The organism is Agrobacterium sp. InxBP2, from assembly GCF_026191755.1.
GTDB classification, from domain to species: domain Bacteria; phylum Pseudomonadota; class Alphaproteobacteria; order Rhizobiales; family Rhizobiaceae; genus Agrobacterium; species Agrobacterium pusense.
In genome coordinates, this window is sequence record NZ_JAINDY010000019.1 from 94,069 (window position 1) to 106,096 (window position 12,028).

Annotated in this window: 9 protein-coding genes; 8 read left to right on the top strand and 1 reads right to left on the bottom strand. The window is 59.9% G+C overall.

The window, feature by feature from the left end; all coding sequences use genetic code 11:
- Positions 1 to 12: 12 nt before the first annotated feature.
- The 3 genes from K7A42_RS02615 to K7A42_RS02625 all read left to right on the top strand — a co-directional run bounded on the left by K7A42_RS02615 (position 13) and on the right by K7A42_RS02625 (position 4,026).
- Entirely contained in the window at positions 13 to 621 is a 609-nt protein-coding gene (locus K7A42_RS02615) for a dual specificity protein phosphatase family protein (protein WP_006698666.1), read from the top strand.
- Positions 615 to 2,300, top strand: coding sequence for a metallophosphoesterase family protein (locus K7A42_RS02620; protein ID WP_112555497.1), 1,686 nt, complete (start codon positions 615 to 617; stop codon positions 2,298 to 2,300). The genes K7A42_RS02615 and K7A42_RS02620 overlap by 7 nt, the downstream gene beginning before the upstream one ends.
- An 82-nt stretch (positions 2,301 to 2,382) precedes the next feature.
- Positions 2,383 to 4,026, top strand: a complete 1,644-nt coding sequence (locus K7A42_RS02625) for a Na/Pi cotransporter family protein (protein WP_112555499.1) — start codon at positions 2,383 to 2,385, stop codon at positions 4,024 to 4,026.
- Here K7A42_RS02625 and K7A42_RS02630 read toward each other — a convergent pair.
- The gene (locus K7A42_RS02630) at positions 4,023 to 5,009 is read right to left on the bottom strand and encodes a LacI family DNA-binding transcriptional regulator (RefSeq protein WP_044459769.1); all 987 of its coding nucleotides are present in this window, start codon (positions 5,007 to 5,009) and stop codon (positions 4,023 to 4,025) included. The genes K7A42_RS02625 and K7A42_RS02630 overlap by 4 nt on opposite strands.
- A 504-nt stretch (positions 5,010 to 5,513) precedes the next feature.
- On the opposite strand from K7A42_RS02630, the gene K7A42_RS02635 reads away from it, so the two are divergent.
- The 5 genes from K7A42_RS02635 (at position 5,514) to K7A42_RS02655 (ending at position 11,993) form a co-directional block, all read left to right on the top strand.
- On the top strand, positions 5,514 to 7,367 hold the full coding sequence (locus K7A42_RS02635) for an ABC transporter permease (protein WP_112555501.1): 1,854 nt from the start codon (positions 5,514 to 5,516) through the stop codon (positions 7,365 to 7,367).
- Complete coding sequence (locus tag K7A42_RS02640) at positions 7,367 to 8,500, top strand: ABC transporter ATP-binding protein (RefSeq protein ID WP_035208474.1); 1,134 nt, start codon at positions 7,367 to 7,369, stop codon at positions 8,498 to 8,500. Before K7A42_RS02635 ends, K7A42_RS02640 begins: the two co-directional genes overlap by 1 nt.
- 33 nt (positions 8,501 to 8,533) lie before the next feature.
- Positions 8,534 to 9,658, top strand: coding sequence for an ABC transporter substrate-binding protein (locus tag K7A42_RS02645; protein ID WP_086132794.1), 1,125 nt, complete (start codon positions 8,534 to 8,536; stop codon positions 9,656 to 9,658).
- 23 nt (positions 9,659 to 9,681) lie between these two features.
- Entirely contained in the window at positions 9,682 to 10,821 is a 1,140-nt protein-coding gene (locus K7A42_RS02650) for an ABC transporter substrate-binding protein (RefSeq protein ID WP_113381957.1), read from the top strand.
- Positions 10,822 to 10,904: 83 nt separating this feature from the next.
- Complete coding sequence (locus K7A42_RS02655; protein WP_161794453.1) at positions 10,905 to 11,993, top strand: ABC transporter substrate-binding protein; 1,089 nt, start codon at positions 10,905 to 10,907, stop codon at positions 11,991 to 11,993.
- The last annotated feature ends 35 nt before the right edge of the window (positions 11,994 to 12,028 follow it).

Below are 12,028 nucleotides of genomic sequence, written 5' to 3' on the forward strand. Positions count from 1 at the left end.
TGGAGGAATGAAATGGATGGACCCGTTTATGCCCGCCCGGCAATCAGCCTGATTGCGGAAGGGCTCGGTCCGCATAATGCCGCCCTTTACATCGGCGGCAGCGATGGTGCTGGCGACCGGGAGCTTCTGCGCCGGCACGGCATTACGACCGTCGTTAATTGCGCCGTCAATCTTGATATCAATCTCGTGCAGACGATGGCCGAAGAAGGCGACCGGCGGGCTGTGGGTTATGGTGACATCCGCTATTACAAGCTTGGCCTGATCGACGGCGATGGCAGCCCTGACACCATGATGCTGGGCGCTTATTACATACTCGATGGCGCACTTCGCCAGACCATGCCTAAGCGGGAGACTTATCCCTTTGTCGATGGCGGCAATGTGCTTGTCAACTGCCGCAGCGGCCGCAGCCGTTCCGTCTCGCTGGTGGCGCTTTTCCTGCACAAGCAGCAGCCCGACCTTTATCCGACACTCGACGATGCGCTGGCCGTGATCCGCACGAAACGGGAATTGCGGCCTGACGAATGGTTCGAGACGCCGAAACCGATGCTTTATGCCGCCGCCCGCCGTGCTTCCGAATGGATCGACTTGGTTGAGGGCAGAAAGATCGCGCAATCATGCTGACACATATGCTGCCTTCCGTTGCCGTCATTGCCGATGCGCATTTTCATGATACTTCAGCGGATTTCGGGTTTCCCGGCATCGAAATCGAAGGCGAGCGCATCACCATGCGTAGCTGGTCGGAAACGCGTGAATCCACCCGGGTTTTCAACGAGAGCGCGGATGCATTGCATGCGGCGCTGGAAGAGGTGCGCCAGCGTGGCATTCGCCATGTGGTGCTGCTCGGCGATTATACCGATGACGGCCAGCGGGTGACGACTGAAACGCTGAAGGGCATTCTGGAGCGCCATCGCGATACCCATGGCACCGCTTTTTATGCGCTGCCCGGGAACCATGACATTTTCGGCCCTTGCGGCCGAAATCACACCAAGGAATTCCTGACGGAGAACGGCAGAGGCGTCCTGGTTTCCAGCGATGCGCGCCGCACCGGGGAAGGGGTCGTCATAACCGACCGCATGTACTGCGAAGGTTATCCCGCCGGCCTCGATCCGATGGGGGCTTTCGGTTATTTCCGCCAGCCGGATTATCTGCATTGGGAGACGCCCTTCGGCGCGTCCGACGCGCCGGAAGACCGGCTCTACGACGTGCGCTCTCCCGATGGGCGGAATGTCTATCGCTTGATGGACGCCTCCTATCTTGTCGAGCCGGAAGAGGGCCTCTGGCTACTGATGATCGATGCGAATATTTTCGAGCCGCTCGACGGTGTCTTTCAGCGAGGTGAGGAAGCCGCCTTTACCGACAGCACTTCGGGTGGCTGGAACGCGCTCCTGCGTTGCAAGCCCTTCATCATTGACTGGATTGCCGACGTGCACCACAGGGCGGAGCTGTTCGGCAAGACCTTGCTCGGCTTTTCCCATTATCCGGTGCTCGATCCCTTCGACGGAGCAAGCCGTGCCGAAGGTGCCCTGTTCGGTGAAACCAATGTCGTGCGCCGTACGCCACGCAAGGCGGTGGAAGACGCGCTGGTGCGGGCTGGGTTAACCGTCCATTTCAGCGGGCACCTGCATGTCGAGGGCGTGACGCAGGGTGGGAAGGGTGATAGGCCGCTCACCAATATTGCCGTCCCTTCGCTCGTCGCCTTTCCTCCCGGATTCAAGGTCATCCATCCAGCCCGGCAGGACATCAGCGTGGAAACGGTGGAAATGACCGCTCTGCCGGTCAATGACCGTATTTGCCAGGGTTACGCGCAGGAGACGGTACTGGCAGGTGAAGAGGACGACCCGTCTTTTGCAGCCGGTGATTATGGTGGGTTCCTGCTTGGCCACAAGCGGGCGCTGATCAGACATCGCTATTTCAGCAAGGAATGGCCGGCAGAGATCGTTGCGGCAATCTCCGACAAAACCGTGCAGGAGGTTCTCCTCCTGCTTGGGCAGGATGGCCACGAACTGTCTGATGGACTTGCGCTGTCATTCGAATTGCCCATGTTCGAGCTGATCGCCGACTGGTATTGCCTGCGACAGGCGGCGGGTCTAGCCCTGCCGCATATCCCGCATGAGCGGCTCTGCCTCTATCGGAAATTGGCGCAGCGTTTCGGCCGCGCGCCGGATCGTCACGACGGGTCCGTCAGGAGTTTTATCGAAATCTTCCTCGGAGCGCTCGGCCTGTTTCTTGAGCGCGCAGAAGGCAGCCCGCGCGACATTACGCTTCGGCTCGGGTCGCAGCGTGAACGCGTTGCAGTTTGATCCGACGATTTGCGGAAGGGGCGGTCTATCATGGCTGGGTTGATTGCTGTCCGGCCGCCGGGACGGCAGGCGGGGTGATTGAATGGAATCGGTCGTTGTCGGCATCAACCTGTTCGGCGCCGTGGCTTTGCTGCTTTTCGGGCTTGCGCAGATAAAGGATGGCATGTCACGCGCCTTTGGTGCGAGGCTCCGCATCGGTCTGGCCGCCGGCACGCGCGGCCGGTATCGTTCCTTCTTCGCTGGTCTCGTGGCGACAATCGCCTTGCAGAGTTCCACTGCCACCGCGCTGATGGTCGCCTCTTTCGTCGAGAAGGACCTCATCGCGCCGGCCATGGCGCAGATCGTCCTGCTCGGCGCCAATGTCGGAACTGCGATGACGGCGTGGATTGTCGCTCTCGGGCTTGGCTGGCTGTCGCCGTTGCTCATCCTTGCGGGTGTCATCCTGTCGCGTGGCAAATCGGTGCAGCGGCAGGGAGGCGGGGCGGCGGTGGCCGGTGTCGGTCTCATGCTGCTGTCCCTTCATCTTCTCTCGGCTGCAACTGATCCCATCAGGCAGTCGCCAGCACTGGGTCTCTTTATCGGCATGCTCGGTGATGCCTGGCCTGTGGCGCTGATCTTCTCCGCCGTCCTTGCTGTTCTTGCCTCCTCCAGTCTCGCCATCGTCGTTCTGATCCTGTCGCTTGCCGCCAGCGGCGGCATGGAAACGAGCCTCGTGATCGTTCTGGTGCTCGGCGCCAATCTCGGCGGCGCGGTGCCGCCGGTACTGGCGACGCTGAAAGCCCCGATCGCGGCACGCCGGGTGACGGTGGGAAATCTCGTCGTCAGGGCCATCGGCTGCCTCGCAGCGCTGCCGCTCGCCGGATATGCCGCGGCCCTGCTGGACATGTCACCCTTTTCGCATGCGAATCTAACGGTGGATGCGCATCTCGCCTTCAATTTCGCTGTTGCCGCCTTCGCGTGGCCGCTCTCGCCAGTGCTTCTGCGAGTAACGACGATGCTGCTGCCGGACAGAGAGAGCACCGAAAACAATCACAGCTATCTCGACAGTCACGATCTCGATCAACCGGTTGCGGCGCTTGCCGGCGCAAGCCGCGAGGTGCTGCTGGTCGGCGACCTGATCGAGCTTATGCTGCGGCAGGCGAGTGAGGCCATGCGGGATAGTGATGCCGCAAAGCTCAACGATATCAGCAGCCTGGAGGGCCGGGTCGACCGCCTGCAGCATGAAATCAAGGTTTATGTCTCGAAGGTCGGACAGAATGGCCTGGCCCGCAAGGACCAGCGCCGTGCGATGGATATTGTCGAATATGCCATCAATCTCGAACATATCGGCGATATCATCGAGAAAGGCATCCGTCCGGAGATTGCCAAGAAGATCGATCTCGGCCTCCGCTTTTCCGATGATGGGAAAAGTGAACTTGAGCGTCTTTTTGCCGTCACGCTCGATAATATCCGCATGGCACAGTCCGTTTTCGCCACTCGCAACGCCGATCTTGCCCGTCGGTTGGTGGAAGTGAAGGAAGATGTGCGGCGGCTGGAAAAACAATCGTCAGAAAGCCATCTCCAGCGCCTGCGCGACGGCCGGGTTGACAGCATTCAGACCAGTTCGGTGCATCTGGACATGTTGCGCGATCTCAAGCGCATCAACGCCCATCTTGCAGCCGTTGCCCACCCGATCCTCGATGAGAGCGGGCTGCTGATCGAAAGCCGGATCCGGCAGGCGGGTTAGCGTGCGGTAATGCGCTCCACCATGGAAACGGGCACGACCTGGAGCCGCGTTTCCGGCTCATCGCTGTCAAGAGCGGTCAGGACCTTCTCCGTCAACGCGTCGAAGGACTGGGCAACGGTCGTCAGCTGGTAGCTTTTCCAGCCCGCCTGCGGAATGTCGTCGAAGCCGACGATCGAAATGTCTTCCGGCACCCGGCGGCCCATTTCAAGACGCGCGGCGTCCATGAAGCCGAGCGCGAGCAGATCGGTCACGCAGAAGGCGCCATCGATGGACTTGTCCGCCAGCAATTCGCAGCCGGCCTGATAGCCGCTGTCATAGCTGGTCGGACCACCGGACCACGGCACGACCTCGATACCTTCAACCGTCATGCGCTGGGTGAAGGCACCGGCGCGGCGCAGCTGAGCCGGCGTCTGGCTACCGCTGGAAACGACCGCGACTTTCCTGCATTTCGCCGCCACAAGCCGCATGGCGGCAAGATCGGCGCCATGGGAATCGTCGCTCAACACCATATTCGTGTCGGTGCGATCAAGACGCTGATTTATGAGAATGAGGCGCACGCCATTGGCGATGCATTCATCGACGATCGAGGCCGGCGGTTCGCCGGAAAGGACAACGATGGCCTGCGCGCGGAATTCGAAGAGAAGCTCGATCAGCGGCGCAATGTCCTTGCGGGCATCTGCCGCATTCAGCAACAGGCATTGCAAGCCCCGGCGCAGGAGGCCGATGCTGAGGAGATCGAGCTGTTTTGAAATAAATGGGGAGCTGAGATTGGCACCGACGACCCCGATGAGATTGGAGCGGTCGTTGTTGAGACCCTGCGCCAGACGGTTGACGCGGTAGCCGAGTTCCTGTGCGGCTTTCAGCACCTTGCGCCGGACGGCCTTCGATACGCTGCCGCCGGGTGTGAAGGTACGAGAGACGGCGGAGCGTGAAACCCCGGCCTTTTTCGCCACCTCTTCGGCCGTCACGAACCCTCTTGCCATCCGACTCCCCCGGTTCCGAAATCCAATGCCTGATATCACAGGCTACGGGATGTCGGCTATTCCAATTTCACCAGCACCCCGTCACCCTTGAGAAAAGCTCTCTGGCGTTTCAGGAAATATCCAATCCGTTCCACAGGCGTCGGGACAGGAAAAAAAATTCCTGCCCGGCGCCGTTCAAAAATTACAGTTTTGCGACAAAAACACGTTTGAAAACAAATAAATAACTTAATGATCACGTGTGCATTTTTTCATTGACAAAATGTCGTTTAAGACGGATCATGCATTCCAAGGTAGAGCGAGATATGGAATTTTTATTCCATAATCGCTTTGCCGGCGATGTTTTCGGGAGGAGCTGGGATCATCGTTGTGAGTGGGTGAATCGCCCGCTTCTGAAGCACTGATGCATTGCTGAAGGTTACGCACGCGCCGCCTGTTCTACGGGTCGCGCGAAGGCAGGTTTTTGCCGGCGCGTGAGGGCAAAGCGTGGCCATATGGGGAGAGAGAATGGCTCTTTTAAGCGAATCGACGAAGGCGGAGGCGCTGGGAAGTCCCCCGACGACCGCGCCTTCGGCATGGCAGGCCTGGCGGTATCGTCTCAAGGTCGCACTCAGGGAGCCGACGACGCTGATCGGCGTTCTGACGGCTCTGCTTTTCACCTATCTGATCGTCGTTCCGATCATTTCGATCATTCTCGATGCCGTCCGCGTCCAGTTCGGCCACGAACGGCGCCTCGGCAAGGATGTCGGCGATCTCACGCTTTATTATCTCGACAGGGCGTTTTTTTCGCCCGTTGCATCGGATCTTTTCTGGCGTCCGCTCTTCAATACGTTGACCGTCGCATTCGGGGCGATTGCGCTTTCGCTCGTCATCGGCACCGTTCTTGCCTGGCTTATCAGCAGAACGGACATGTTCGGCCGCCGCTGGTTCGCCACCGCCTTGATCGTGCCCTATATGCTGCCGGCCTGGACCTTCGCGCTCGCCTGGACGACGTTGTTTAAAAATCGCACCGTTGGCGGCCAGCCCGGCTGGTTCGAGGCGATAGGCCTCACGCCGCCGGATTGGGTGGCTTACGGGCGTTTCCCGATCACCATAATCCTTGCCCTGCATTACACGCCTTTCGTCATCCTGCTGTTCGGCTCGGCGCTTCGCCGCTTCGACTCGCAGCTTGAAGATTCCGCCCGCATTCTCGGTGCCCATCGTTATCAGGTCGCCTTGCAGGTCATCCTGCCGCTGATGCGCCCGGCGCTATTGTCCTCGATGGTGCTGATCTTTGCGAAATGCCTTGGCGAGTTCGGCGTACCCTATGTTCTCGGGCTGCCCGTGAAGTTCGAGGTTCTCTCCACATCGCTGTTCCGCAGCATTGCGTCGCGCCAGACGGGTGTTGCCGGTGTCGTCGCGGCCTCGATCATGCTCATCGGCATCATCACGCTCATGATCGACGCCCGCCTCGTTCGCGAAGCCCGCCGTTTCGTGACCATTGGTTCGAAAGGCTCGATGAACAGACAGAGCCGTCTCGGCAAGATGCGGCTTCTGGCGACGGGCTTCGCGGCTGCCATCTTCGTTCTCAGTGTCGGCCTGCCGCTTCTGACCCTGGCGCTCTCGACGGTCATGAAAATGCCGGCCCGCTTCACGTTCGACAACTTCACCCTCGATTACTGGATTGGCAGCAACCTCAATACCGTCGCCTTGCAGACCGGCGTGCTCCTGAGCCCCGACCTATGGGCTGCAGCAAAAAACACGATGATGATCGTCGGGCTTGCCTCGCTCACATCGGGCATTCTTGGCCTGCTCGTCGGTTATGTCGTCATCCGCACGCCGGTGCGTGCCCTGTCCGTCTACCTGCGACAGGTGACGTTCCTGCCCTATCTCGTGCCCGGCATTGCCTTTGCCGCCGCCTATCTGTCGCTCTTTGCCGTTCCGCGTGGGCCGATGCCGGCGCTCTATGGTACGGTGACGATCCTCATCCTGGCGCTGATCGCTGACCAGATGCCCTACGCTTCGCGAGCCGGCATTTCCGCCATGACGCAGCTTGGAAAGGACCCGGAAGAGGCTGCCCAGATCGCCGGTGCAGGTTGGTTCCGCCGCATGATCTCGATCGTCATCCCGATCCAGAAAGGATCGCTGGTGACCGGGGTTCTCCTGCCCTTCATTTCGGGCATCAAGGGTCTCAGCCTCTTCGTGATCCTCGCCGTGCCGAGCACGGATGTTCTGACCACCTATTCGCTGCGGCTGGTCGACTACCACTACACGCAGGCTGCCAACGCCGTGGTGCTGATCATCGCCGCCATTGCCTATTTCGGCACGCTGTTGGCCCAGAAGCTGACCCGCACAAATCTTGCAGAAGGACTTGGAAGCTGATGCCTACCATCAACCTGCGCGGTGCGCAGAAAAACTACGGCGTGAATTCCGCGAATGCGGTTTCTGATCTCGATCTCGAAATCCGCGACGGCGAGTTCATGTGCCTGCTCGGGCCTTCCGGCTGCGGCAAGACCACCACGCTTCGCATGATAGCTGGCCTCGAAAACCTCTCGGGCGGAGAGATCCGCGTCGGCGACCGGGTGATCGATTCCGTGACCGAAGGCATTTTCGTGCCGCCGGAAAAACGTGAAATGGGCCTTGTTTTCCAGAGCTACGCGCTATGGCCGCATCTGACCATCGAGCGCAATACCGATTTCGGCCTGCGCCTGCGCAAGCTGCCGAAGGCCGAGCGTGAAGCCCGTGTCGAGCGCGTCATGCAGGCGCTCGACATCGCCAAATATCGCGACCGCTATCCGTCGCAGCTTTCCGGTGGTCAGCAGCAGCGTGTGGCGCTTGCCCGCATGCTCGCCGTCAATCCGGGCGTTCTGCTTCTCGATGAGCCGCTCTCCAATCTGGATGCCCGGCTGCGGCTTGAAATGCGCGCCGAGCTGAAGCGGCTGCACAAGGAATTCAAGACGACCATCGTCTTCGTGACGCATGACCAGTGGGAAGCCATGACACTTGCCACCACCATTGCCGTCATGAACGAAGGCACGCTGCAGCAGATGGGCACGCCGAACGATATCTACGACCGTCCGGCCAATCGTTTCGTCGCCGAATTCGTCGGCAGCCCGCCGATCAACATACTGACTTTCGGCCAGCCCGGGGTGTCGGACATAGCGGACAGGGCGGAAGCCTATTTCGCAACCCGTTATCCGCAACTGCGCGGCATTGCCTCGATCGGCATGCGGCCGGAAGCCATGGGCTATGTGATGAAGTCCGAGGATGTGCCGCAAGGCAGCTTCGCCGGCGAGATGACGGTGACCGGCGTGCTGCCGACCGGCGGCAGCTGGATTCTCGAACTCAGAAGCGAGAACCACACGCTGTTCCTGACCACCCACTCCCTGCCGCGTATCGACAGCGGCGACCGCGTGTTCTTTCACGTGCCGCCCGAAGCCCTTCACGCCTTCGATGCCAGGGGGCAGAGGATCACCGAGGCGGACGCCGTTCTGCGCCACAGCACCTACAACTGAAAACGCCGCCGAGACGGCTGAAGGAGAAGCAGGATGAAGCGGACAATAGCGGGCCTGAGCCGGCTCTTATGCGCAACGGCGATTGCCGCAACGCTTGGCGGCGTGGCGAAAGCGGGAGAGCCTTTCGACCTCAATGCCCTGATCGAGGCGGCGAAAAAGGAAAAACCGATCACCGTCTATGACAGCACGGGAAAGATCGTTGAAATGGCGAAGAACTTCGCCGCGAAATACGGTGTCGGCGCTGAGGGCGCGAAGGTGAAGGCCTCCGCCCAGCTGGAGATGATCATCCGCGAGGCGCGCGCCAACAATATTCAGGGCGACGTCTCGATCATCAGCGATGCGCCAGCCGCGATGGCGCAGCTTATTCCGCTCGGTTTTGTCGAAAGCTGGCTGCCGCCGGATATGGCCGGCAATATTCCGCCGGAGTATCAGGACCCGCTGACCGTCGTCACCAGCGCCAATGTCTGGGCTTATAATAGCGAACTCTTCGACAAATGCCCCGTTTCCAATATCTGGGAACTGACCGACCCGAAGTGGAAGGGGAAGGTGGCGATGCAGGATCCGCTCGGCAAGGCATCCTATGTCGACTGGTTCAACCAGATGGCCAGCCACGGCGACGGTGAAGTGAAAGCGGCCTATAAGGCGCTTTACGGCAAGGACCTCGAAACCGGGGAAAAGAGCGCGACGGCAGCCTGGGTGAAGGCGCTTGCCGCCAATGCTCCGCTTCTGACCGACGCCGATGCGGCTGCTGCCGAAGCCGTTGGTGCTCCCGGTCAGAAAGAACCCTTCATGGGCCTCATCAGCTCGGCCAAGTTCCGCGACAATGCCGAGAAGGGCACGAAACTCGGCCTCTGCAAGGAGCTGAAACCCTGGGTCGGCTGGCTCTATCCGGGCGTTGGGCTGATCACCAAGGGCACGAACAGCCCGAATGCGGCGAAGCTTTTCATTCACTACATCATGACTGCCGAAGGCATCGCGCCGCAGGCGATCGACGGCAAAATGTCGACCAACAGGGAGGTAAGTCTGCCCGCCGACGAGCCATCGGGTATTGGCGCCGTCCTCGATAACATCCTGCCCTACAGCATGGCGACCAGTCTTGAAGACTGGGATGCGCGTGAAACCTGGCAGGACTTCTGGCGTGTGAACTACAAAAAATAATGGGGGGTCAACTCGTGACGATCATGGCTAGGAATAATAATGGCAACGAGCGCAGGCGGCGGGGGACCGCCTCCGCACTTTGCCTCGGCGTCTCGCTGGCACTTGGCGGGGCCGCGCATGCGCAGGAAGCCTTCAATCTCGATGAGCTCATCGCTGCCGCGAAGAAGGAAAAGCCGATTACGGTTTATGCGGTGACCGGTAAGATCGTGGATACCGCGCAGGCGTTTACGGCCAAGTATGGCGTGCAGGCCAGCGGCAAGAAGGTGAACGAGGCGACGCAGGTCGAGTTGATGATCCGCGAACATCGGGCTGGCAATGTCGTCGGCGATGTGAGCGTGGCCACGGATGTTGCCTCCGCCATGGGCGAGCTTCTGCCGGCAGGTATCGCTACCAGCTGGACGCCGCCTGATATCGAAGGCGATATTCCGCAGAAGCTGCGGGATCCGCTCGTGGTCGTCTCAGACCCGCATGTCTGGACCTACAATACCGAGAAATACGACACATGCCCGGTCACCAACATCTGGCAGCTAACGGAGCCGCGTTGGAAGGGCAAGCTTGCCATGCTCGATCTATTCGACAAACCGCTTTATGCCGACTGGTTCAACCAAATCGAAACCCACCACGATGCCGATGTCGCCAAAGCCTACGAGGACCTCTACGGCAAGAAGCTGGAAACGGGCGAAAAAAGCGCAACGGCTGCCTGGGTGAAAGCCTTTGCCGAAAATGCGCCGCTCTTGACGGATTCCAGTTCGGTGGCGGACGCTGCCGGTGCTCCGGGACAGACCGATCCCTTCTTCGTCATCACCTCGGTCGCGAAGTATCGTGACAATGAAGCCAAGGGGCTGAAGCTCGGTCTTTGCAGCGGTGTAAAGCCATTTTCCGGATTCCTCTATCCCGGTTTCGGCCTGATTGCCGGGCAAACGAAAAGCCCGAATGCCGCGAAACTCTTCCTGCATTATCTGATGACGGAAGAAGGCATCGCGCCTCAGACCGCTGACGGCAAGCTTTCCGGCAATATGAAAATCGCCCTGCCGGCGGATGAGCCTTCGAGGGTCGCCGATCATCTCGATGAGCTGATGGCTTTCGACGCCGCAACGGCGGCCGACGATCTCGACAAGCGCGAAGGCTGGCAGGATTTCTGGCGTGTGAATTACAAAAAATAAACGGAAGGCGGGGTGCAAACCCGCCTGTCTTTTCCTTGGGAGGGGAAACGATGCGAAAAATGAAATTGAGGGCTGCCTCGGCCATGGCCGCAGGTGCAATGATTATAGGCGCTTCCGCTCTGCCCGCCGCGGCTGAAGAGCCCTTCGATCTCGACGCTGTCCTTGCGGCGGCAAAGCAGGAGAAGCCGATCAACATCTATGACAGCACCGGCAAGATCGTTGAGATGGCGGATAAATTCAGCGCCAAATACGGGCTGAAGGCGACGGGCGTAAAGGTCTCCGCCAATAGCCAGCTGGAGATGATCATCCGCGAAAGCCAGTCGAACAATGTGCAGGGGGATGTGGTGTTGATTACCGATGCGCCCTCTGCACTTGCCCAGCTTCTGCCGGCGGGTTTTGTGGAAAATTACCTGCCGGGCGACATGACCTCGAAAATTCCGGCGCAGTTTCAAAACCCACTGGCCATTTCCACCAACGCCAACGTCTGGGCGTATAATACCGAAGCCTATGACAAATGCCCGGTGACGAATATCTGGGAACTGACCGAGCCGAAATGGAAAGGCAAGGTCGCCATGGTCGATCCGCTCAGCAAGAGCACCTATACCGACTGGTTCAACCAGCTTGAAGCCCACGGTAATGAAAAGATAGCGGCGGCCTATAAGGCTCATTTCGGCAGGGAGACGGAGGAAAAGAGTGCGGCAGCTGCGTGGATAAAGGCGCTGGCTGCGAATGGCCCGCTCGCCACCGACGGCGACGACCCGGTTGCGGAAGCGGTCGGCGCGCCCGGCCAGAACCAGCCCTTCTTCGGCCTGCTAAGTTCAGCCAAATTTCGCGACAATGCCGACAAGGGCTACAAGCTCGGCCTCTGCACCGACCTCGATCCCTGGGTCGGCTGGACCTATATCAAGCTCGGCCTGATGGCCTCCAAGACCAAAAGCCCGAACACGGCCAAGCTCTTTATCCACTATATCCTGACGGAAGAGGGCATCGCCCCGCAGATGAAGGACGGTAAGCTGCCGACCAATACCGACATCAAGATGCCGGATGATGAGCCTTCGGGGCTGATGAAGGTTGCCGACCGGCTGATGGGATACAATTCTGCTACGGGTCTCGATGATTTCGATCGGCGCGAGGAATGGCAGGATTTCTGGCGCGTCAACTACACGAAGTAATCCCGGCTGGCGCGGTCCTGGCCGCGCCGCCTCCT

Bases quoted from the DNA above. Each gene is read 5' to 3' on its own strand.
- K7A42_RS02615 (WP_006698666.1), top strand. From the start codon at position 13: ATGGATGGACCCGTTTATGCCCGCCCGGCAATCAGCCTGATTGCGGAA.
- K7A42_RS02620 (WP_112555497.1), top strand. From the start codon at position 615: ATGCTGACACATATGCTGCCTTCCGTTGCCGTCATTGCCGATGCGCAT.
- K7A42_RS02625 (WP_112555499.1), top strand. From the start codon at position 2,383: ATGGAATCGGTCGTTGTCGGCATCAACCTGTTCGGCGCCGTGGCTTTG.
- K7A42_RS02630 (WP_044459769.1), bottom strand. From the start codon at position 5,009: ATGGCAAGAGGGTTCGTGACGGCCGAAGAGGTGGCGAAAAAGGCCGGG.
- K7A42_RS02635 (WP_112555501.1), top strand. From the start codon at position 5,514: ATGGCTCTTTTAAGCGAATCGACGAAGGCGGAGGCGCTGGGAAGTCCC.
- K7A42_RS02640 (WP_035208474.1), top strand. From the start codon at position 7,367: ATGCCTACCATCAACCTGCGCGGTGCGCAGAAAAACTACGGCGTGAAT.
- K7A42_RS02645 (WP_086132794.1), top strand. From the start codon at position 8,534: ATGAAGCGGACAATAGCGGGCCTGAGCCGGCTCTTATGCGCAACGGCG.
- K7A42_RS02650 (WP_113381957.1), top strand. From the start codon at position 9,682: ATGGCTAGGAATAATAATGGCAACGAGCGCAGGCGGCGGGGGACCGCC.
- K7A42_RS02655 (WP_161794453.1), top strand. From the start codon at position 10,905: ATGGCCGCAGGTGCAATGATTATAGGCGCTTCCGCTCTGCCCGCCGCG.